At 64.1% G+C, this 20,403-nt stretch carries 21 protein-coding genes; 7 read left to right on the top strand and 14 right to left on the bottom strand.

The window, feature by feature from the left end; translation table 11 throughout:
• Positions 1-70 precede the first annotated feature (70 nt).
• From alr to radA, 5 genes are read right to left on the bottom strand one after another with little or no spacing between them, the layout of a single operon-like run.
• Positions 71-1,117, bottom strand: a complete 1,047-nt coding sequence (gene alr, locus OIK40_RS01460) for an alanine racemase (RefSeq protein ID WP_273675573.1) — start codon at positions 1,115-1,117, stop codon at positions 71-73.
• Positions 1,110-2,741 (bottom strand): MFS transporter, encoded by a 1,632-nt coding sequence (locus tag OIK40_RS01455; RefSeq protein WP_273675571.1) that lies wholly within the window; start codon positions 2,739-2,741, stop codon positions 1,110-1,112. The genes alr and OIK40_RS01455 overlap by 8 nt, the downstream gene beginning before the upstream one ends.
• 58 nt (positions 2,742-2,799) lie before the next feature.
• Complete coding sequence (locus tag OIK40_RS01450) at positions 2,800-3,249, bottom strand: iron-sulfur cluster assembly scaffold protein (protein ID WP_273675570.1); 450 nt, start codon at positions 3,247-3,249, stop codon at positions 2,800-2,802.
• On the bottom strand, positions 3,246-3,791 hold the full coding sequence (locus OIK40_RS01445; RefSeq protein WP_273675568.1) for a CvpA family protein: 546 nt from the start codon (positions 3,789-3,791) through the stop codon (positions 3,246-3,248). The genes OIK40_RS01450 and OIK40_RS01445 overlap by 4 nt, the downstream gene beginning before the upstream one ends.
• Before the next feature lie 12 nt (positions 3,792-3,803).
• A complete protein-coding gene (radA, locus tag OIK40_RS01440; protein ID WP_273675566.1) occupies positions 3,804-5,171 on the bottom strand; it encodes a DNA repair protein RadA in 1,368 nt (455 codons plus the stop codon).
• A gap of 72 nt (positions 5,172-5,243) precedes the next feature.
• Here radA and OIK40_RS01435 point away from each other — a divergent pair, with 72 nt between their 5' ends.
• Positions 5,244-7,559, top strand: a complete 2,316-nt coding sequence (locus OIK40_RS01435; RefSeq protein ID WP_273675564.1) for a patatin-like protein — start codon at positions 5,244-5,246, stop codon at positions 7,557-7,559.
• 192 nt (positions 7,560-7,751) lie between these two features.
• Here the strand turns inward: OIK40_RS01435 and OIK40_RS01430 are convergent, their stop codons facing one another.
• The 3 genes from OIK40_RS01430 to dnaK all read right to left on the bottom strand — a co-directional run bounded on the left by OIK40_RS01430 (position 7,752) and on the right by dnaK (position 11,150).
• A complete protein-coding gene (locus OIK40_RS01430; RefSeq protein WP_273675563.1) occupies positions 7,752-7,976 on the bottom strand; it encodes a hypothetical protein in 225 nt (74 codons plus the stop codon).
• 5 nt (positions 7,977-7,981) lie between these two features.
• Positions 7,982-9,136 (bottom strand): molecular chaperone DnaJ, encoded by a 1,155-nt coding sequence (gene dnaJ / locus OIK40_RS01425; protein WP_273675561.1) that lies wholly within the window; start codon positions 9,134-9,136, stop codon positions 7,982-7,984.
• A gap of 91 nt (positions 9,137-9,227) precedes the next feature.
• Positions 9,228-11,150, bottom strand: coding sequence for a molecular chaperone DnaK (gene dnaK, locus OIK40_RS01420; protein ID WP_273675559.1), 1,923 nt, complete (start codon positions 11,148-11,150; stop codon positions 9,228-9,230).
• Between the two features lie 169 nt (positions 11,151-11,319).
• Here dnaK and OIK40_RS01415 point away from each other — a divergent pair, with 169 nt between their 5' ends.
• Entirely contained in the window at positions 11,320-11,832 is a 513-nt protein-coding gene (locus OIK40_RS01415) for a copper chaperone PCu(A)C (protein WP_273675557.1), read from the top strand.
• 116 nt (positions 11,833-11,948) lie between these two features.
• Positions 11,949-12,365, top strand: a complete 417-nt coding sequence (locus OIK40_RS01410; RefSeq protein ID WP_273676055.1) for a vgr related protein — start codon at positions 11,949-11,951, stop codon at positions 12,363-12,365.
• Here the strand turns inward: OIK40_RS01410 and OIK40_RS01405 are convergent.
• Both OIK40_RS01405 and hrcA read right to left on the bottom strand, forming a co-directional pair.
• Entirely contained in the window at positions 12,362-12,937 is a 576-nt protein-coding gene (locus OIK40_RS01405; RefSeq protein WP_273675555.1) for a nucleotide exchange factor GrpE, read from the bottom strand. The genes OIK40_RS01410 and OIK40_RS01405 overlap by 4 nt on opposite strands.
• 17 nt (positions 12,938-12,954) lie before the next feature.
• The gene (gene hrcA / locus OIK40_RS01400; protein ID WP_273675553.1) at positions 12,955-13,998 is read right to left on the bottom strand and encodes a heat-inducible transcriptional repressor HrcA; all 1,044 of its coding nucleotides are present in this window, start codon (positions 13,996-13,998) and stop codon (positions 12,955-12,957) included.
• A 110-nt stretch (positions 13,999-14,108) separates the two neighbouring features.
• Between hrcA and rph the strand changes: the two genes are divergently transcribed.
• The 4 genes from rph to OIK40_RS01380 are packed head-to-tail and all read left to right on the top strand — an operon-like array spanning position 14,109 to position 17,514.
• Positions 14,109-14,822 (top strand): ribonuclease PH, encoded by a 714-nt coding sequence (gene rph, locus OIK40_RS01395; RefSeq protein WP_273675551.1) that lies wholly within the window; start codon positions 14,109-14,111, stop codon positions 14,820-14,822.
• Positions 14,819-15,448, top strand: a complete 630-nt coding sequence (rdgB, locus tag OIK40_RS01390; protein ID WP_273675550.1) for an RdgB/HAM1 family non-canonical purine NTP pyrophosphatase — start codon at positions 14,819-14,821, stop codon at positions 15,446-15,448. Before rph ends, rdgB begins: the two co-directional genes overlap by 4 nt.
• 12 nt (positions 15,449-15,460) lie before the next feature.
• Positions 15,461-16,612, top strand: coding sequence for a radical SAM family heme chaperone HemW (hemW, locus tag OIK40_RS01385; RefSeq protein WP_273675549.1), 1,152 nt, complete (start codon positions 15,461-15,463; stop codon positions 16,610-16,612).
• Positions 16,609-17,514, top strand: coding sequence for a tyrosine recombinase XerC (locus tag OIK40_RS01380; RefSeq protein ID WP_273675548.1), 906 nt, complete (start codon positions 16,609-16,611; stop codon positions 17,512-17,514). The genes hemW and OIK40_RS01380 overlap by 4 nt, the downstream gene beginning before the upstream one ends.
• Here the strand turns inward: OIK40_RS01380 and OIK40_RS01375 are convergent.
• Genes OIK40_RS01375 through rsmI form a run of 4 tightly spaced genes read right to left on the bottom strand, consistent with a single transcriptional unit; the run spans position 17,511 to position 20,361 of the window.
• Positions 17,511-18,131 carry a DedA family protein gene (locus OIK40_RS01375; protein WP_273675547.1) on the bottom strand — a complete coding sequence of 207 codons (621 nt, stop codon included), beginning with the start codon at positions 18,129-18,131 and terminating at the stop codon, positions 17,511-17,513. The two genes, OIK40_RS01380 and OIK40_RS01375, sit on opposite strands and share 4 nt — an antisense overlap.
• Positions 18,132-18,142: 11 nt before the next feature.
• The gene (gene gshB / locus OIK40_RS01370; protein WP_273675546.1) at positions 18,143-19,120 is read right to left on the bottom strand and encodes a glutathione synthase; all 978 of its coding nucleotides are present in this window, start codon (positions 19,118-19,120) and stop codon (positions 18,143-18,145) included.
• Positions 19,121-19,135: 15 nt separating this feature from the next.
• On the bottom strand, positions 19,136-19,507 hold the full coding sequence (locus tag OIK40_RS01365; protein ID WP_273675545.1) for a YraN family protein: 372 nt from the start codon (positions 19,505-19,507) through the stop codon (positions 19,136-19,138).
• Complete coding sequence (gene rsmI / locus OIK40_RS01360) at positions 19,504-20,361, bottom strand: 16S rRNA (cytidine(1402)-2'-O)-methyltransferase (RefSeq protein ID WP_273675543.1); 858 nt, start codon at positions 20,359-20,361, stop codon at positions 19,504-19,506. The genes OIK40_RS01365 and rsmI overlap by 4 nt, the downstream gene beginning before the upstream one ends.
• Positions 20,362-20,403: the final 42 nt, after the last annotated feature.

Here is a 20,403-nt window from a genome sequence, read left to right as displayed (position 1 = left end):
TCCCGCTAATAGTTCCCGTACCATCTTAGCACCTGCACAAGCTGCAGTGCAATATCGCGCCATTGCGATGCTATCCGGGGCGCAGGCGCTGTCCAATGGTGGTCAGCAATTCGTAAGGCGAAAGAATATTTTGCTGCGCACAATCGGTGATATCCCAGGGAACGCCAAGCCAGTCACCCGCTACCAGATCGGGCGCTGCGGAAAGATCGACTACCACCATGTCCATCGAAACCTTGCCCAATATCGGAAGGCGACAGTCCTTGTGGAACAGTGCGTTCCCCGGCCCGCGAAGGCGCAGGAACCCGTCGGCATAGCCGATCGAGACTGTGGCCACCCGCATCGCCTCGGGGGCTGTAAAGGTCGAATTGTAACCCACGCCGTCGCCCGCCGCGAGCGTCCGGCATTGAAGGATCGCCGCCTCGATCCCCACAACCGGACGAATGATGCCAGCCAATTCCGCGCGCGGCACACCTCCGTAAAGCGCAATACCGGGCCGTGTGAGGTCGAAAGCGTAATCCTTGCCGAGAGCGATCCCGGCACTATTGGCAAGGCTTCGGCGCCTGTGCGGGATGACGGCGGCGACGGTAGTGAAGGCATCGCGCTGGCGCGGGTTCATCGCGCTGTCCTCGTCTGCACTGGCCAGGTGGCTCATCAGCATATCAATATCGAGCGCCGCGATAATCGGTTCGTTCGCTTCGGAAGGCGCGATGCCCAAACGGTTGATGCCGGTATCGACCATCAGGTGGCAGCGCCCGCCCCCGCTCGCCAGCCACAAGGCAGCCTGTTCGCGCGAATTGATAACGGGCAGCGCACCGGTGCTGTGCGCATAGGCACAATCCGCAGGGCTCAACGGGCCGTGCAGCACCGCGATCTGCGAAGGCGGCACATGGCGCGCCACTGCGGCAACCTCGCTCCAGTGCGCCACGAAAAATGCCTCGCACCCGGCATCGCGCAGCAGGGGCACGCAGGTATCCACCCCGAGACCGTAGCAGTCTGCCTTGACTGCCGCGCCCGCGCTCGCCGCGCCCGACAGCGCATCCAACGCACGCCAGTTTGCGGCCAGCGCTTCGCGATCGACCGTCAGCCGCATGGTCGGCGGCGGCGCAGCTTCATTCATCGGCGAAGTCTTTCGGCGGGCCGTCGGGGATACCCCACCATGCGACCAGCAGGCCGAAGGCGACTATTACCCACGTGTACCACAGGCCCGAATAGATATTCCCGGTGCTGGCCACGATCACGCCTGCGATCAGCGGCAGGAACCCGCCAAGATAGCCCGCGCCGATATGATAGGGGATCGACATCGAGGAATAGCGGATCTTGGGCGGGAACATTTCCGACAGCAGCGCTGCAACCGAACCATAAGTAAGCGCCGAGAGCACCCCCAGCGCCAGTAGGATGCCGACGATGCCGATGATATTGGCCGTCGACGGCTGCTGCTTGGTGAAATCGAAGCCGTAATGCGAAAGGGCCGCGCGGATGCCAGCGGTGCGCGCAGCGGGGGTTTCGAACCATGCCGGATCGATGGCAATGGCGTTGTCGCCCGCCGACAGGCGCAGGCTATCGCCCTCAGTCAGGGTATAGGGCACCCCCGAGGCGGTTAGCGTTTCTAGAACCTTGCCGCAATCGGTCTGATCGCGCGCGAACAATTCGGCGAACGGATCGGTTTCGCATTGCGGGCCGCTGACCACAATCGGTGTGCGCTCGGCAGCGGCCGCAAGCCCCGGATTGGCAAGGCTGCCCATCGCCCAGAACAGCGGAAACAGCAGCGCCAGCGTCAGCGCCGCACCGATTATGATGGGTTTCTTGCGTCCGACCCTGTCCGACCATTTGCCGACGATGACATAGAAGCTCATCACGATCAGGCCCGACACCAGCAGCACCAGTTCCACCGTCAGATCAGTCACGTGCATCGGCCCGCGCAGGAAACTCATCGCGGAGAAGAAACTGGTGTACCAGATCGTCGTCAAAATGCCGGTAATGCCGAACAGAGCGACAAACAGCCGCTTGGGGTTGCCGGGATAGGTCATGCTTTCGACAAAGGGATTGCCGCTCGTTTCGCCGGCGGCCTTCATTGCCTGGAAGACCGGGCTTTCGGACAGCTTCAGCCGCATCCACAGCGATATGGCGAGCAGAGCGATCGACAGCAGGAACGGAACGCGCCAGCCCCACGCCGCAAAGGCATCCGCCGGAATCAGGGCACGACAGGCCAATACGACGATGATCGACAGCACGAAACCGCCCGCGACACTCGCCTGAATGAAGCTCGTGTAATAGCCGCGTTTCTCCGGCGGCGCGTGCTCGGCGACATAGATCGCCGCACCCCCGTACTCGCCGCCCAGCGCCAGCCCCTGGATCACCCGCAGCAGGATAACGATGATCGGCGCAGCCATGCCGATGGTATCCACCGTCGGGATCAGCCCCACGCCTGCCGTCGCAATGCCCATCAGTGTGACGGTGACAAGGAAGGTATATTTGCGCCCCAGCCTGTCGCCCAGAAAGCCGAACAAAACCGCGCCCAGCGGACGGAAGGCGAAGCCAACGGCGAAGGTCGACCATACCAGCAGCAGACCCAGCGTCTCGTTGTCGGTGGCGTAGAAGGCATCCTTGAGGATGTAGGCGAGCGTACCGTAGATAAAGAAATCGTACCATTCGAAGATGGTGCCCGCGCTCGACGCGCCGATCACCAGACGGATTTCCTTCTCGCTCGGCTCGCGATCCGCGAGTGCCTGCGCCTCTGCCATTTATCTCAATCCCCTTGGTGCTGCAGCGTTGCGGCTGCCGCCTCTCTTGCCGCTGTCTCTAACCCGCCGCCGCGCAGCTTGAAAGCGCCTTGCTGGCGGCCTTCCACGGCAACAGCAAGGCACCGTGGCGCGCCGGGTGCTGTTTTGCCGGAGCAAGAAGTGACAGATCGGGCCAGTCGGGCAAGTCGCCCTCCCCTGCCAGCCATTGTGCCAATGCCTCACAAGTGGACGCGATCTGCGCTGCCCCGCGACCGCGCGCCGCGCGGGCCAGCAGCGCGGCAGATGCCTGTCCAATCGCGCAGGCGCGCACCTGCATGCCGACCCGGTCGATCATACCGTCGGGTGCCAGCGCAAGCCCGATTACCAATTCGCTCCCGCATGTGCGCGAGCGGGCCTCCCCGCGCAAATCGAGACTGTCTTCAAGCGGATATCCCGCCAGCTCGGTCGCCAGCGCCAGTACCGCGGGAGAATAGAGTTTCGGCGGAAGCGCTTCCACCGCTTCCGTCACTTGGCAATCCGTGACACAGCACGGTCGCGCGCTTCGGATTCGCGTCGCAACTGATCGCGCCGCACGGCAATCATCGGCACTAGGTCGCGCGAAAAGGCATCTGCCGCGGAATAGGTCCGCGCCGTGGTGATCCACGTCGGCCGCCCTTTGTATCCCCAGCCTTCATCGAAACCGAGCACCAGCAACGAAAAAGCGAAGACCGCAATCAGCGCCCCCTTGACCGCGCCGAAACCGAAGCCGAGCACGCGGTCGATCGGGCCGAGGATCGCACCGTCCGATGCTTCGCTGATATTGCCCGCAATCAGCTTCATCGCTGCGTAGGGGATCAGCAGCAACAGCACGAAGGCAAATACCGGTGTAATGCGTGCGGAGTTCAGCATGTCGCTGAGCGCCGGGGTCAGCTGCGGGTGCAGGAAATGAACCGCCAGCGCGGCAAAGATCCATGATGCAAGCGACAGGACTTCTTGCACAAGCCCGCGCAGGAAGCCGCCGATTGCTGCAACAGCGACGATGACGAGAATGACAATATCGAGACCAGCCATGACCGGTAGCGTCTATGCGCCCCTCATCACCTGGTCAACGAGGTTCGAAAGTGCAGCAAGCCCGCGATAGTTGTCGCCCCGTTCCCCGGCCGCTCCGCCGACCGGTCCATAGGAGCGCGAAAAGCCCAGCTTCGCCGCCTCACGCAGCCGCAGGGGCGCGTGCGCGACCGGGCGAATTTCGCCGGCCAGACTCACCTCGCCGAACCATGCCGCCTTGTCGGGCAATGGCTTGTCCGCCAGTGCCGAAACCAGTGCGGCGGCAACGGCCAGATCGGCCGCCGGATCGGTCAGGCGGTAGCCGCCGGCAATATTGAGATAGACTTCGGCAGAGCTGAAATTCAGCCCGCAGCGCGATTCGAGCACGGCCAGCAGCATCGCCATACGTCCGCTGTCCCAGCCCACCACAGCGCGGCGCGGGGTCGCGCCCGATTGCAGGCGGACGATAAGCGCCTGTATCTCCACAAGGACGGGCCGTGTGCCCTCCAGCGCCGGAAAAACCGCGCTGCCCGCAAGCGGCGTTTCGCGACCGGACAGGAACAGCAGCGAAGGATTGGCGACCTCTTCCAGCCCTTCGGAAGCCATGGCGAAGACCCCGATCTCATCCACGGCGCCAAACCGGTTCTTCAGGGCGCGAAGGATACGGTACTGGTGGCTGCGCTCTCCTTCGAAGCTCATCACCACGTCAACCATGTGTTCAAGCACCCGCGGCCCGGCAATCGTCCCGTCCTTGGTGACATGGCCGACGAGCACTACCGCGCAGCCGGTTTCCTTGGCATAGCGGATAAGTTCAAGCGCGCAGCCACGCACCTGCGATACGGTGCCCGGAGCACCCTCGATCATGTCGGAATGCATGGTCTGGATCGAATCGATCACCAGCAAGGCGGGCGGATCAGCCTGCCCCAGCGTCGTCAGGATATCGCGCACCGACGTTTCGGAGGCGAGCCGGATCGGCGCATCGGCCACTCCCATGCGCGCAGCGCGCAGCCGCACTTGTCCTGCAGCTTCCTCACCGCTGACATAAACCACGTCATTCCCGCCGCGCGCGATCGTCGCCGCCGTCTGGAGCAGCAGCGTGGACTTGCCGATCCCCGGATCGCCGCCCATCAGCACCGCCGAACCCGGCACCAGCCCGCCGCCAAGCGCACGGTCGAACTCGGCAAGCCCGGTCGACTTGCGCTCCGGCAGCTGCGTGGGCGCATTCAAGGGCTCGAACGCCAGCGCCCGCCCGCCGCGCGAAAGATCGTGCTTTTGCGAGAACACCGTTGCCGGCGCATCCTCCACCAGCGTGTTCCATTCCGCGCAATCGGTGCATTGTCCCTGCCAGCGCGATGATACCGCACCGCAAGCTTGACACACGTACCGGCGTTTAGATTTTGCCATAGAACGCCCGCATAAACGGAACAGAATTAGAACGCAATTGCATTGCCGCGGCTTTGCGGTACACAAAACGCCATGCGCCAGAAGGAACTGCGCCTTGCCCTTGTCTGCTATGGCGGCGTCAGCCTAGCGGTGTACATGCACGGCATCACCAAGGAAATCTGGCACCTTGCCCGTGCGAGCCGGGGCTTTCACCATCCCCATGCTGTCCACCTTGATGGGGTGGCACAGGCCTATCGCGCATTTCTGGAAGAGATCGAGCGCAAGGACGGCTTCCGGCTGCGCATCATGCCCGACATCCTGACCGGCGCCAGCGCCGGCGGAATCAACGCGGTGTTCCTTGCGCAGGCGATCCATTCGGGCCACAGTCTCGAACCGCTTACCGACCTGTGGCTCGAAAATGCCGATGTCAGCGAGCTTACCGATCCCGATGCCGAGCCGATGTGGCGCTATGCCAAGTTCTGGGCGCAGCCGATCGCCGAATGGTTCCTTAGCCGTCCCGGCAATGCGGTGAGCGCCACGGTCTCGCCCGAGACCCGTGCTGAGGTGCGTCACAAGGTTTCCCGCTTTGTCCGCGGGCGCTGGTTCAGCCCGCCGTTTTCCGGTTCGCGATTTTCGGCGATGCTTTTCGAAGCGCTGAAGAAGATGGAGGCCGAAGGTGACGAAATCAGCCTGCTGCCTCCCGGTTATCCGATTGATCTGATCGTGACGGCAACCGATTTTCGCGGCCATCCCCAGACGCTGCGGCTCAACTCTCCGCCACAGGTCGAAGAGTTGGAACACCGCCTTCCGATCTGCTTTCACGCCAGGGTCGGCACCGATCCGGCGCAGCCGCTCGCCGATCCGATTGAGTTGGTGCTGGCGGCGCGCGCGACAGCAAGCTTTCCCGGCGCCTTTCCCCCGCTGGGCGTCGCCGAGATCGATCAGCTGGCCGCCAGCGAAGGCCATGACTGGGCCTCGCGCGATCATTTCCTTCGGCGGATCATGCCCGTGCACATGCGCGAAGGCACGATTGACGAGGCCGCGCTGATTGATGGTGCGGTGCTGGTCAATGCTCCGTTCGGCGCGGCGCTGGCGGCTCTGCGAGGTCGCCCTGCCCAGCGCGAGGTTGACCGGCGCTTCGTCTATATCGACCCGCGGCCCGACAGCCGCGGGATCGGGGCGAACATGCCGGCACGCGAGATCGGGTTTTTCGGCGCGATCTTCGGTTCGCTTTCGACGATTCCGCGCGAACAGCCGATCCGCGACGATCTGGAACGGATCGCCCAGCAATCGCGCGATGCGGAGCGTCTGAAGCAAATCATCATGGACCTGCAGGGGGACATTGATCGCGCGGTCGAAAAACTGTTCGGCTACACCTTCCTGCTCGATCGTCCGACTTCGAAGCGGTTAGCGGGATGGCGGGCGAAAGCGCAGCAGGCCGCTGCCGAGCGGGCGGGCTATGCCTTCGGTGCCTATGCTCTCGCCAAGTTCGATACGATCCTCGATCAGCTGGCGCGGTTGACGCTCAAGGCCGAAGGCGAGGGCCGGACCGATCCGGCGCCCGTTGCCGCCGCCTTGCGGGCCGAACTTGTCGCGCGCGGGCTGGACAAGCTCACCGACGCTGGCGGCGGCGCGAGTGCGGCGGCAATCGCCTTCTTCCGCGCCCATGATACCGGGTTCCGCATCCGCCGGCTGCAAATGCTTGCCCGCAAGCTGTCGCGCGACTGGGAACTGGATCCCGAAATTCCCGACGACGCGCTCGATCGCGCGCGCGACCGGCTCTATGCGATCATGGCGCTCTATTACCGAGCCGACGATGACGTTCTGCGCAACCCACACTTTGCCGATCTGGCAGCGCAGGTGAGCCGCAAGCCTGGAACCGTGCTCGATTTCCTCGCCACCGAACGGCTGCTTCCGACCACCGATCTCGCCGCCGAGGAATTGCTGATCGACGCGCTGGAGGACATGCCCAAGAACCTCAAGCGGCGGATGCTGCTGACCTATCTCGGCTTTCCTTTCTACGATGTCGCCACCCTGCCCCTGACCCGGCGCGAAGGGCTGGACGAATACAACCCGGCGCGGATCGACCGCATTTCCCCCGATGACGCGCGCAGCATCCGAGAGGGCGGAACAATAGCCACCTTGCGCGGCATCGAGTTCTACAATTTCGGCGCCTTCTTCAGCCGCGATTACCGCGAGAACGATTACCTGTGGGGCCGGCTGCACGGCGCCGAACGGATGCTCGACCTTGTCGCTTCGACCGTGGGCACGCCGGTGCCCGAACCCCGTCTGCGCGCGGCAAAACGGGCAGTGTTCCTTGCCATTCTGGAGGAAGAGGAACTCACCGGACGCTGCCAGCGCGGGTTGATCGACCAGATCCGGATGGAGGTGCGCGAACGGATGGGTTGAGCCCCAACCCCGTTCGTGTCGAGCCCAGTTGAGACACGCGGCACGCTTTCAAGGCCGGTGCGTTTGTGGCGGAAGAAATCAGTGCCGCATGCATACGGTCTCGCGCAATCCTCGGGCCGCGAAAAGTAGAGGATGCCGGAATAGGCTTCCGGTCGATATGCACACCGCTTTTGCCGCGATCGCCCTTGCAGGTCAGGCGGCAATGGCCGTGCTGCATCCCGGGCGCTGCACCGAGCCTGATGCCGAGATGCCGCGACACCGACTGTCGACCGCGGTCGTATCCAGCGGCGCGGCGGAATTGAGGCCGGGAAAATTGCCATGCTGGCGGGCCGGATCATAGTCCAGCGCCAGTGCCGCACGGCGCCCGGCCCAGCGGTCCTTTAGGAAATCGTCGATAATAATGAGCGAAGGCAGCACAGCATTTAGCCGCCGAACACATCCTTGAGCTTGTCAAAGAACCCGCGGCTTTCAGGACATTCGTCGCCCGTTTCCGTGGCGCGGAATTCCTCTAGGATTTCCTTCTGACGACGCGTGAGTTTGGTCGGCGTTTCGACCGCAATCTCCACCACCAGATCGCCGCGCCCGCGCCCTTGCAGCACCGGCATGCCCGCCCCGCGGATGCGCAACTGCTTGCCCGACTGGATGCCGGCCGGGATGTCGAGCTTGTTGGTCGATCCGTCCAGATCGGGGATATCCACGCTGCCTCCCAGCGCCGCAGTGGTGAAGCTTACCGGCAGGCGGGTCATCAGCGTGGTGCCTTCACGCTCGAACACGGCGTGCTGTTTGACATGGAGGAAAATATAGAGATCGCCCGGAGGCGCGCCGCGCTGGCCCGCCTCGCCTTTGCCGGCAAGCCGGATGCGGGTGCCGGTATCGACACCGGCCGGAATTTCGACCTGAAGCGCCTGCGGACGATCGACCCGCCCCTCCCCGCGACAGGCCTTGCACGGATCCTCGATCACGCTGCCGCGTCCGCTGCATGTCGGGCACGGACGCTCGACCACGAACAGGCCCTGCTTGGCGCGCACCGAGCCCATGCCGTGGCACAGGTTGCACTGCCGTTCGCTAGTACCGGGCGTGGCGCCGGAGCCGTCGCAGGTGTCGCACACCTGGCTGACTTCGATCTCGATCTCGGTGGTCTTGCCGTCGAAGGCTTCCTCGAGGCTGATTTGCATATCATAGCGCAGATCCGCACCGCGCCGGTTCTGCTGGCGTGCCGCGCCGCCGCCCCCGAAGGCGCTGCCGAATATCGTTTCAAAGATGTCGCCGATATCGGCAAAGTCGCCGCGGCCACCACCGCCGAACGGCCCGCCGCCAAAGCCGCCACCGCCGCCATTCATGCCTTGAGTGAAGGCCTGATGGCCATAACGATCATAGGCTGCGCGCTTCTGCGGGTCCTTGAGGCAGTCGTAAGCCTCGTTGATCGCCTTGAACTTGGCTTCGCACTCGGTGTCGCCCGGATTGCGATCCGGGTGATATTTCATTGCGAGCTTGCGATATGCGCTCTTGAGCATCGCGCCGTCGGCATCGCGCGCGACTTCGAGCGTCTGGTAGTAATCAATCTGGGCGCTGGACATGAGTCTGACCTATTCCCCGTGACCCGTCGCCGCCGACGGTCCGGAAAGGGGTACCGGACACATCGGCGACGTACGTGATGGCATCGGGGCCTTAGCCCTTCTTGTCTTCGTCGACCTCGGAGAACTCGGCATCGACGACGTCTTCGTCGGCTGCCTGTTCGGCCTCAGGTTCGGCTGCGGCATCACCGCCCGCCGCCTGCTGCTGTTCGTAGATCTGCTGGCCCATCTTCATCGCCGCTTCGGTAAGCGCCTGCGCCTTGGCGTTGATGTCATCGGCATCGCCGCCTTCAAGCGCGGTCTTGGTCGCAGCAATCGCTTCCTCGACAGCAGTCTTGGTCGCGGCGTCGATCTTGTCGCCATGCTCGGACAGCTGCTTTTCGGTCGCGTGCACGAGGCTGTCGGCCTGGTTGCGCGCTTCCGCGGCCGCCCGGCGCTTCTTGTCCTCTTCGGCGAACTTTTCGGCGTCCTTCACCATCTGGTCGATGTCGTTGTCCGACAATCCGCCCGAAGCCTGGATCTTGATGGTCTGTTCCTTGCCCGTGCCCTTGTCCTTGGCCGACACCGAAACGATGCCGTTGGCGTCGATATCGAAGGTCACTTCGATCTGCGGCACGCCGCGCGGTGCGGGCGGGATTCCGATCAGGTCAAAATTGCCGAGCAGCTTGTTGTCCGCCGCCATCTCGCGCTCGCCCTGATAGACCTTGATCGTCACCGCGTTCTGGTTGTCCTCGGCCGTCGAATAGGTCTGGGTCTTCTTGGTCGGGATGGTGGTGTTGCGATCGATCATACGGGTGAACACGCCGCCCAGCGTCTCGATACCGAGCGACAGCGGGGTTACGTCGAGCAGCAGCACGTCCTTGACGTCGCCCTGCAGCACTCCCGCCTGAATGGCTGCGCCCATCGCGACGACTTCATCGGGGTTCACGCCGGTGTGCGGCTTGGCACCGAAGAACTGCTCCACGACCTCGCGCACCTTCGGCATGCGGGTCATCCCGCCGACGAGGATAACCTCGTCGACCTGATCCTTGCTGATGCCGGCGTCCGCCAGCGCCTTCTTGCACGGATCAAGCGTGCGCTGGATCAGCCCGTCGACCATCTTTTCAAGGTCGGCACGAGTGATGGTTTCCACCAAGTGCAGCGGAGTGGTGCTACCACCTTCCATGCGCGCGGTGATGAAGGGCAGGTTGATTTCGGTCGTGGCCGCACTCGACAGTTCGATCTTGGCCTTTTCCGCAGCTTCCTTGAGGCGCTGCAGCGCAAGCTTGTCGGTCTTGAGGTCCATCCCTTCCTTCTTCTTGAAGGAATCGGCCAGGAACTCGACGATCGCGTTGTCGAAATCCTCACCGCCTAGGAAGGTGTCGCCGTTGGTCGACTTCACTTCGAACACGCCGTCCCCGATTTCGAGGATCGAGACATCGAAGGTGCCGCCGCCAAGGTCATAGACGGCGATGGTCTTGCCGTCGTCCTTGTCCATGCCATAGGCGAGCGCCGCGGCAGTCGGTTCGTTGATGATGCGCAGCACTTCGAGACCGGCGATCTGGCCTGCGTCCTTGGTCGCCTGACGCTGTGCGTCGTTGAAATAGGCGGGCACGGTGATCACGGCCTGCGTCACGGTTTCGCCGAGATAGCTTTCGGCGGTTTCCTTCATCTTCTGGAGGATGAAGGCCGAAACCTGCGAGGGGCTGTAATCCTCACCGCCCGCATTCACCCAGGCATCGCCGTTCTTGCCCTTGGTGATCTTGTAGGGGACAAGCTCCATGTCTTTCTTGGTCAGCGGGTCTTCGAACCGGCGACCGATCAGACGCTTGATCGCGAACAGGGTGTTGTCGGGATTGGTCACTGCCTGACGCTTGGCCGGCTGGCCGATCAGGCGTTCGCCATCCTTGGTGAAGGCGACAATCGACGGCGTGGTGCGCGCGCCTTCCGCGTTCTCGATCACCTTGGGCTTGCCGCCGTCCATGACAGCGACGCAGGAGTTGGTGGTGCCGAGGTCGATACCGATTACTTTACCCATGTTTACCCCATCCATCTGGAAGATTGTTGGACACCGCCTTTTGCGTCTCCCCCGTGTGAGGCAAGGCGCTTCGGCAGCTCGTTTGTGAGCGCGATATAGGTGCGGTTTTGCTTGGCACAAGACTTGTGAGCGCCTAGTTTTCGCCCATTCCAAGAGGGAGCGAAAATACGTGAAAAACAACAAGGGATCACTTCGGGTTCTGCGCAAGGGTGCGCTGGCGGCGGGGATTGCAGCCGCGATGCTGGGTCTTTCGGCATGCGGCGGAGAGGCTGATGCTCCCGCGGCCGAGGCTGTCGCTGGACAGGTTCCGGGCATGACCATCAGCAACGCGCGCCTCGTACTCGCACCGGTCGCGGGCAATCCGGCCGCAGTCTATTTCGACCTCGACTATCAGGGCGATCAGGGCCTCACCATCCGCAAGGCCGATGTCGAAGGCGCGGGCATGACGATGATGCACGATTACGGCGAATACGACTTCAAGGTGCAGATGATGGAAGCCCTGCCGATCGCGCTGACCAAAGGCTCCAAGGTTTCCTTCGAGCCGGGCGGATTGCACATTATGGCGATGGAGCCGTCTGCCGACCTTGCCCCGGGCGACAAGGTCAAGGTGACGCTTACCATGTCGGGCGGCGCGACACAGGAATTCGAAGCCGAAGTCCGCGCCGCGGGTGAAGAACGCTGAAAGACCGGCTGACCGGAGATGAACTGGCGGCGGCGCGGGTCGACGTGCCGCCGACGGTCTGTCCGGTCGGCGGGATCAGACAGCTGACGGCGGGCGAGACTGCTCTCGCGCACAGCATGTTCTGCGATGCAATCGACTATGCCCGCGTCACTATCCGGCGGCGGCGGTTCTTTCCCCTGCATCCGCGCCGCGTGACCATGGCCCCGATGGGCCACCTGCACTTTCACCCGCAAGCCCAGCATTATTGCGACGATTTCGCCGTCGCACCGCTGCACCATCAGGCGCATTTCATTCACGAGATGACGCATGTCTGGCAGGCCCAGACGCGCGGCCGCTGGTATCTGATTCTGCGCCGCCACCCGTGGTGCCGCTACGACTATGCGATCAAGCCGGGCTGGATACTGGAGCAATACGGAATCGAACAGCAGGCCGAGATCGTGCGGCATGCCTTTTTGCTGCGGCAAGAGGTGAAGGTGGCTGGATCGCCTCCGCTCGAAGCCTATGAGACGATCCTGCCCTTTAGCAGCGCTTAATCCGGCTTCTTCGCCACCGCCACCATCGCGGCGCGCAGCAGGCGGTCCTTGATCATCCATCCGGCCTGAAGTTCTTGCACGATCGTGCCGGGTTCGGCGTCGGCTGTCGGCACTTCGAGCATCGCCTGATGCTGGTTCGGGTCAAGCGGCAGGCCCATGGCCGCAATACGGGTAATGCCGTGGCTGGCAAAGACCTTCTCCAGCTCGCGCTGGGTCGCCTCTAGGCCGACCACCAGGCCTTTCATGCTGTCGTCAGCGCGCAAGGGTTCGGGGATCGCCTGCACAGCGCGCGCAAGATTATCCGCCACCGAAAGAATATCACGGGCAAAACCGGTCGCGGCATAGGCGCGCGCCTCGTCCTTCTCGCGTTCCAGACGGCGACGCACGTTCTGCGTTTCGGCCTGAGCATAGAGGATATCCTGCTTCGCCGCTTCGAGATCGCGCCGCAGCGCGGCCAGCGCCTCGCCCAAGCTGTCTTCGCCCGCGTCTTCCCCGTCATCCAGGAACTCTTCGGGCACACCCTTCAATTCGGCTTCGGCCGCATCATCCCGCGGCTTGTCGTTATCAGTCATGTTGTGTGGCTTTCCATTCAAGCGATCAGCTTGCCCAGCGAACGGGCGGTCAGATCCACCATGGGGACAACCCGCGCGTAATTCAACCGCGTCGGACCGATGACCCCTAGCACGCCGACCACCCTTCCCTCGCGATCGCGATAGGGCGAGGCGATAACGGACGAGCCCGAAAGGGCAAAAAGGCGGTTCTCGGAACCGATGAAAATGCGCGTCGCCTCGGCCTCGCGCGCCGAATCGAGCAGCTCGGCGACGGACTGCTTGTTCTCCAGATCTTCCAGCAGCATCCGCACCCGCTCGATATCGCCCAGCGTACTTTCGTCGAGCAGGTTCGCCGCCCCGCGCACGATCAGCACCGGGCGGCGGGCCGCGTCCTCGCTCCATACGGCCAGCCCGCGTTCGACGAGATCGCGGCTGGCATCGTCGAGCTGCGATTTGCCGGTGGAAATCTCCACCCGCATCGCCTGCGCGGCTTCGCCCAGAGTGCGGCCGGCAAGACGCGCGGTTATGTAGTTCGACGCGCGGTCAAGCGCACCGGGATTAAGCGCGCCGCCAAGATCGAGAATGCGGTTCTCCACCCCGCCATCCTCGCCCACCAGCACAGCCAGCGCCCGGCCCTGCCCCAGATCGACAAGGCTGAACTGGGCAAGGCGCTGTTCGCGCTGCGGCACCAGCACCATGCCCGCCGCGCCCGACAGATCGGAAAGGATGGCGGAAGCCTGCTTCAACGCAGCCTCGACCGGACCGGCCTCGGCCAGACGCGCTTCGATCGCGGCCTGTTCCTCGCGCGTCGGCTCGGCCACGCGCATCATCCCGTCGACGAAGATTCGGAGTCCCGCATCGGTCGGCATTCGCCCCGCGCTGGTATGCGGCGCGGCCAGCAGCCCCGCCGCCTCCAGATCGGCCAATACCGACCGGATCGAGGCGGGCGAGAGGTTCAGTGTGCCGTCCGCTGCCAGCGTCTTGGAACCGACCGGCTGCCCGCTCTCGATAAATTCTTCGACCACGCGGCGGAAGATCTCTCGCGCGCGGGTCGTCAATTCGGTGACGGGAAGCGATGTCATGCTTCATTAGCTAGGAAAACTTTACGCCAAACTCAATTTCCCATGATGCAAGCTTGTCGAATGCGCCCGCTTTCCTCTAGCGCGGCGGGCAAGCAGAAAAGGAACACCCCATGCGCCCTTCAGGACGCGCGCCCGACGAAATGCGCGCCATCACCATCGAAACCGGTTTCACCAAGCACGCGGAAGGATCGTGCCTGATCGGCTTCGGTGACACCAAGGTGCTGTGCACTGCCAGCGTCGAACGCAATGTGCCGCCGTGGCTGCGCGGCAAGGGCGAAGGCTGGGTGACTGGCGAATATTCGATGCTGCCGCGCGCCACCCACACGCGCGGCGCGCGCGAGGCGGCGAAGGGCAAGCAATCGGGCCGCACTCAGGAAATCCAGCGACTTATCGGTCGATCCTTACGCGCCGTGGTCGATCTCCAGAAGCTCGGCGAACGGCAGATCACGCTCGATTGCGACGTGATCCAAGCCGATGGCGGAACCCGCACCGCCGCCATTTCCGGCGCGTGGATCGCGCTGCGTATGGCCGTCAACGGGCTGATGGCTTCGGGCGACGTCAAGCATGATCCGATTGCCGCACAGGTCGCGGGTATCTCCTGCGGCATCTACAAGGGCACGCCTGTCCTGGATCTCGACTATGACGAGGATTCGAACGCCGAGGCCGACGGCAATTTCGTGCTGCTTTCGGGGGGCAAGATTGCCGAGGTTCAGGCCACCGCCGAAGGTGCGACCTATGACGAGGAAGGCCTGCTGCGCCTGCTGCGCCTCGCCCGCATCGGCGCCGACCGCATCTTCGCCGCTCAGCTGGACGCGGTGAAATGACACGCCGTCTGGGTTCCGGCACGCTGGTGATCGCCACGCACAATGCGGGCAAGCTGAAGGAGATCGGTGCGCTGCTTGAACCCCACGGGGTAAAGTGCATCTCCGCCGGATCGCTTGGCCTGCCGGAACCGGCCGAGACCGGCACCACCTTTGCCCAGAACGCCCTGATCAAGGCGCGCGCGGCGGCGGAGGCTTCGGGGCTGGCGGCGCTGGCCGACGACAGCGGTCTTTCGGTGGCTGCGCTCGACGGGCGTCCGGGCGTCTACACCGCTGACTGGGCCGAGCGGCAATGGTTCGAAGGCGCGCCGGGCCGCGACTGGTACATGGCGATGGGCAAGGTCGAAGGGATGCTGGCCGAGAAGGGCACGGAGGTAGATCGCACAGCGGCCTTCCATTGCGTGCTGGCGCTGGCGTGGCCCGACGGAGAATACGCGATCTACGAAGGCCGCTGCGACGGCGCGCTGACATGGCCACCGCGGGGAACGCTGGGCTTCGGTTATGATCCTGTGTTCGTGCCCGCGGGACGCACCCAGACCTTTGCCGAGATCGCGCCGGAGGAAAAGCACGCCATCAGTCACCGGGCCGATGCCTTTGCGAAGCTGGTCGCGGAGCAGTTCGGAGGCTAGACTACCCCTGTCATGGCCCGCGCGCTTTACATCCACTGGCCCTTCTGCGCGAAGAAATGCCCCTATTGCGACTTCAACTCGCATGTGCGGGCAAGCGTCGATGTCGAAGGTTGGCAGGCAGCACTGATCGCCGACATGCGCGCCGAGGCGGAGGTCGCGGGCGGCGAGAGGCTGACCTCGATCTTCTTCGGCGGCGGCACGCCTTCGCTCATGCCGTCTGCGCTGGTGGCCGCCCTGCTGACCGAGGCCGAAACCTTGTGGGGTTTTGCCCCCGGCATCGAAATCACGCTGGAAGCCAATCCTTCCTCGGTCGAGGCGGCGAACTTTGCCGCGCTGGCGGGCGCGGGGATCAACCGCGTGTCGCTCGGCGTGCAGTCGCTCGATGATGCCGAACTGCGCTTTCTCGGACGGCTGCACGGCGCGAACGAGGCGCTGGCAGCGCTGGAGACAGCGCAGGCACATTTCGCGCGGGTCAGTTTCGATATGATCTATGCCCTGCCCGGTCACACGCCGGAGCTGTGGCACAGGCAGCTTGAACGGGCGCTGGCCTTCGGCACGGGGCACATGTCGCTTTATCAGCTCACCATCGAACCCGGCACGCGGTTTGCCAGTGATGTGCGCCGCGGGCGTCTGATGCCGCTGGATGATGACGAAGCTGCCGAACTGTTCGACATCACGCAGGACACCACCGCCGCCGCGGGCCTTCCCGCCTACGAAACCAGCAACCATGCCCGCGCGGGTGAGGAAAGCCGCCACAACCTCGCCTATTGGCGCTATCTCGATTACTGCGGGATCGGCCCCGGCGCGCATGGACGGCGTGGCGGCAAGGCGACGGTGCGGCACAAGAAGCCCGAAAACTTCCTGAAAGCGGTAAGCGGTCAAGGCAACGGCATTGCCGAGGTGCGCGCCCTTTCCCGCTCCGAGCAAGCGGCCGAGGCCTTGTTGATGGGACTGAGGCTGACAGAGGGCGTCGATCTTGCCGCTATGGCATCACGCTTTGCCCTGCCGTCTGCCGGGCTGGTGGACGAAAGCGCGCTTGATCGCCTTACCGCGCTCGGGCTGCTCTGGCGCGACGGAAGCCGGATCGGCGTTGCCCCGCCCGGCCGCGGCCTGCTCGATGCATTGCTGGCCGAAGTCGTCGCCGATACGCTGGTTGAGGCATGAGCGCGGCCGATCTGATCGCGGCATGGCGCGCCTATCTTGCCGATAATCGCCGCCGCTCTCCGCACACGGTGCGCGCCTATGTCGCTGCGGCGCAAAGGCTGGTCGCAGCCAATGCGCTGGAGGACTGGAACGCGGTTGCCCGCACCGAGGCCCACCATTTGCGCGCGCATCTTGCCGCACGGCGCGCCGAGGGGCTGGGCAACGCCAGCACCGCGCGCGAATTGTCGGCGCTCAAGGCGTTCATTGCCTTCGCGCGCGAACAGGCAGGCGACCCTGACCCGGCCGCGCCGCGCCTGCGCGGCCCTCGGTTGAAGAAGGGCCTGCCCCGCCCTGTCACCCCTGACGAGGCGGTGAACGTCACCGAATTGGTGGACGGGCTTGCCGCAGAGGACTGGATCGGCGCGCGCGACCGGGCGGTACTGCTGTTGATGTATGGTTCAGGCCTGCGCATTGCCGAGGCGCTGTCGCTGACCGGCCGCGACGCGGTGCTGGGCGAGGTGCTGCAGGTGACCGGAAAAGGCGGCAAGCAGCGGATTGTGCCGGTGCTGCCGATCACCCGCGCTGCGGTGGCCGATTATGCGCGCCAATGTCCGTGGCCGCTCGGGCCAGGGGAGCCGCTGTTTCGCGGCGCCAAGGGAGGGCCGCTGTCGCCGGGCATGGTGCAGAAGGCGATGGCGAAGGCGCGCCGCGCGCTCGGCCTGCCCGACACCGCCACGCCGCACGCGCTACGCCATTCCTTCGCCACGCATCTGCTGAGTGCGGGGGCCGATTTGCGGTCATTGCAGGAATTGCTCGGCCATGCCTCATTGGGATCGACCCAGATCTACACCCGCGTCGATGCGGCGAGCCTGCTGGAAAATTACCGCAACGCCCATCCGCGCGCCGGGCGGAGCGGCGACTAGTCGTCCTTCTTCTCGAAGGCGGCAACCGGTTCCCACGTCACCACGCGATAAACATAAACCGCCACGCCCAGCAGCACGAAAGCAACAATGCCGTAGCCTGCGAGCGTTTCGTAACGATCAATCAGCCCGGCAATCGCCTTGCCACCGAAGATCAGGATGCCGTTCCAGATCGCAGAGCCCAGCGCTGTGAACAGAACGAAGCGCCATAGCTTCATCTTCGCAAGCCCCGCCGGGAGCGAGACGATGGTGCGCAGCAAGGGCGAAAAGCGCAGCAGGAACACGATCCAGTCGCCATATTTGCGGAACGTGTCGCGCGCCTTCAGAAACTCGTCCCATTCGAAGGTCAGCCAGCGTCCCCAGCGGTCGATCACCTTCTTGAGGGTTTCCTCGCTCCAGCGCACGCCAAGCCAGTACCAGAACAGGTTGCCCACAACGGTGCCCGCGGTGGCGACGATCCAGAGCGTGACGAAAGTCATCTGCCCGCGCGCAACCAGCACGCCGGCTGCGCCCATAATTACCTCGGACGGGATCGGCGGAAACACGTTTTCCGCCATCATCAGCAGGAAAATGCCGGGATATCCGCCCTTGTCGAGCAGTTCGAGCAGAAATTCGGTCATCGGGCCTTCCGTCAGTCTTGCGCAGGCGCGGCGCGGCGTTCTGTCAGGCGCCGCTCGATCGCATCCCAGATCATGCCCGCCGTATCAGTGTTGTTGAACCGGTCAATCGCAACGATACCCGTGGGCGATGTTACGTTGATCTCGGTCAGCCACTTACCGCCGATCACGTCGATGCCAACGAAGGTAAGGCCGAGCCGTTTCAAATCCGGGCCGAGTGCATCGCAGATTTCCTGTTCGCGCGCCGTCAGCTCGGTCGCCTGCGCCGAACCGCCCATCGCAAGGTTGGAACGGAACTCGCCCTCGCCCGGCAGCCGGTTGATCGCACCCGCCACTTCCCCGTCGACCAGCACGATGCGTTTGTCGCCCTTGGCTACTTCGGGAAGGAAGGGCTGTACCATGTGCGGTTCGGGCCAGGTCTGGTTGAATACCTCGAACAGCGCCGTCAGGTTCTCACCGTTTTCCGGCACGCGGAAGATCGCCTTGCCGCCATTGCCGTGGATCGGCTTGACCACGATCGCGCCGTGTTTGGCCATGAAGCGCCGCACCTCTTCCACCGACCGCGTCACAAGCGTCGGCGGCATGAAGCGGCGATAGTTCAGCACCATCACCTTTTCCGGCGCATTGCGGACATTGGCCGGATCATTGACCACCAGCGTTTCCGCCGCGATCCGTTCGAGCATGTGTGTGGCGGTGATATAGCCCATGTGGAACGGTGGATCCTGCCGCATCAGCACGACATCGACATCGCGCCCCAGATCGATCCGCACCTGTTCGCCGCGGGCAAAGTGATCGCCCTCCACCCGCTGCACCGTCACCGGCCAGGCGTGGGCGAACAGCCGGTCATCCTCGTCCAGCGTCAGGCTTTCGACATGGTATTCGTAGATCGTGTAGCCGCGCTCCTGCGCCGCCAGCATCAGCGCGAAGGAGGAATCCCCGGCAATATTGATCTTGTCGATGGGGTCCATCTGGACCGCGATTTTCAGAGACACTGGCAACTCCGCAACTCAGGGCATCCACGCGTTTTCGATGTGGGTCGGCTTCACGCCCGGCGCAAGCAGGATCACGTCGATGCGGATATCCTCGCCCTGCGTCGCATATTCGTGCGCGACACATTCAACGGCGGCGGCCACCCGCGCGAGCCGCCTTTCGTCGATTGCATCGCCCAGCGCAATGCTGCGCGCGCGCCATTTGACCTCGACAAAGGCAACCAGACCGGGCCGATGGGCGATCAGATCGATCTCTCCCGCCTTTGTCTTGACCCTCTCGGCCACGATCCGCCAGCCCTGTTGCGTCAGCCACATGGCCGCCTGCGCCTCGCCCTCGCGTCCGCGCCTGTCGGCCGCGCGCCGCTGATCGGTGGTGCGCTGCACGGTCATTCGCCCTTGATCTCCATCGCCCGGGCATAAAGCGCCTGCCGGTCCAATCCCGTCGCCTTGGCAACCTGACCTGCGGCCTTGCTCGGGCTCATCTCGCCCAGCACCGTACGAAGCAGGGCGTCGGCATCGACTGCTGGTGCCTCGCTCTCGGCCGGCGGGCCGACCAGCAGCACGATCTCGCCCTTGGGCGGGTGCGTGGCGTAATGATCGGCCAGACTGGCTGCCGTTCCCGTGCGGCATTCCTCGTGCAGCTTGGTAAGCTCGCGCGCCACGGCCACCTCGCGTTCGGGCCACAGCGTCGCCAGCGCCCGCAAGCTGCGTTCAAGCCGCGGAGCAGTTTCGTAGAACACCAGCGTCGCGGCGATATCGGCAAGGCCCGCCAGCATATCCTCGCGCGCCTTGTCCTTCACCGGCAGGAATCCTGCGAACAGGAAACGGTCACTCGGCAGGCCAGCCATCGCCAGCGCGGAAATCGCCGCGCAGGCGCCGGGAATGCTTGTCACCGTCACCCCTGCGGCCCGCGCCTCGCGCACCAGACGATAGCCGGGATCGGATATCAGCGGCGTTCCCGCGTCGCTCACCAGCGCAACGGGAGAATGTCTCGCTTCGTCGATCACCCGTGCGCGCACTTGCGGCGCGGCGTGATCGTCAAGCCGCTGGAGCCGCGCCTTGATACCAAGATGTTTCAACAGCTTGCCCGTCACCCGCGTGTCCTCGCAGGCGATGACGCTGCAGCCCGAAAGCACCCCGATCGCCCGCAGCGTGATGTCGGCAAGATTGCCAATCGGAGTCGCAACGATATAGAGGCCGGGTTCGGGTGTTCCGGACGGGATGGATAAAAGCTCGCTCGTCATTACAGGGCAGAGCATTGAAGCACCAGCGAGGGGTCGGCAAGG

Source organism: Erythrobacter fulvus (assembly GCF_028595285.1).
Lineage (GTDB): Bacteria > Pseudomonadota > Alphaproteobacteria > Sphingomonadales > Sphingomonadaceae > Erythrobacter > Erythrobacter fulvus.
This window is presented reverse-complemented; position numbering and strand designations above follow the sequence as displayed.

Coding starts and splice junctions, on each gene's coding strand:
- alr (WP_273675573.1), bottom strand. CDS start 1,117: ATGAATGAAGCTGCGCCGCCGCCGACCATGCGGCTGACGGTCGATCGC.
- OIK40_RS01435 (WP_273675564.1), top strand. CDS start 5,244: ATGCGCCAGAAGGAACTGCGCCTTGCCCTTGTCTGCTATGGCGGCGTC.
- OIK40_RS01380 (WP_273675548.1), top strand. CDS start 16,609: ATGAGCGCGGCCGATCTGATCGCGGCATGGCGCGCCTATCTTGCCGAT.
- OIK40_RS01410 (WP_273676055.1), top strand. CDS start 11,949: ATGTTCTGCGATGCAATCGACTATGCCCGCGTCACTATCCGGCGGCGG.
- rdgB (WP_273675550.1), top strand. CDS start 14,819: ATGACACGCCGTCTGGGTTCCGGCACGCTGGTGATCGCCACGCACAAT.
- hrcA (WP_273675553.1), bottom strand. CDS start 13,998: ATGACATCGCTTCCCGTCACCGAATTGACGACCCGCGCGCGAGAGATC.
- dnaK (WP_273675559.1), bottom strand. CDS start 11,150: ATGGGTAAAGTAATCGGTATCGACCTCGGCACCACCAACTCCTGCGTC.
- OIK40_RS01405 (WP_273675555.1), bottom strand. CDS start 12,937: ATGACTGATAACGACAAGCCGCGGGATGATGCGGCCGAAGCCGAATTG.
- OIK40_RS01375 (WP_273675547.1), bottom strand. CDS start 18,131: ATGACCGAATTTCTGCTCGAACTGCTCGACAAGGGCGGATATCCCGGC.
- hemW (WP_273675549.1), top strand. CDS start 15,461: ATGGCCCGCGCGCTTTACATCCACTGGCCCTTCTGCGCGAAGAAATGC.
- OIK40_RS01445 (WP_273675568.1), bottom strand. CDS start 3,791: ATGGCTGGTCTCGATATTGTCATTCTCGTCATCGTCGCTGTTGCAGCA.
- rph (WP_273675551.1), top strand. CDS start 14,109: ATGCGCCCTTCAGGACGCGCGCCCGACGAAATGCGCGCCATCACCATC.
- rsmI (WP_273675543.1), bottom strand. CDS start 20,361: ATGACGAGCGAGCTTTTATCCATCCCGTCCGGAACACCCGAACCCGGC.
- OIK40_RS01365 (WP_273675545.1), bottom strand. CDS start 19,507: ATGACCGTGCAGCGCACCACCGATCAGCGGCGCGCGGCCGACAGGCGC.
- OIK40_RS01455 (WP_273675571.1), bottom strand. CDS start 2,741: ATGGCAGAGGCGCAGGCACTCGCGGATCGCGAGCCGAGCGAGAAGGAA.
- radA (WP_273675566.1), bottom strand. CDS start 5,171: ATGGCAAAATCTAAACGCCGGTACGTGTGTCAAGCTTGCGGTGCGGTA.
- dnaJ (WP_273675561.1), bottom strand. CDS start 9,136: ATGTCCAGCGCCCAGATTGATTACTACCAGACGCTCGAAGTCGCGCGC.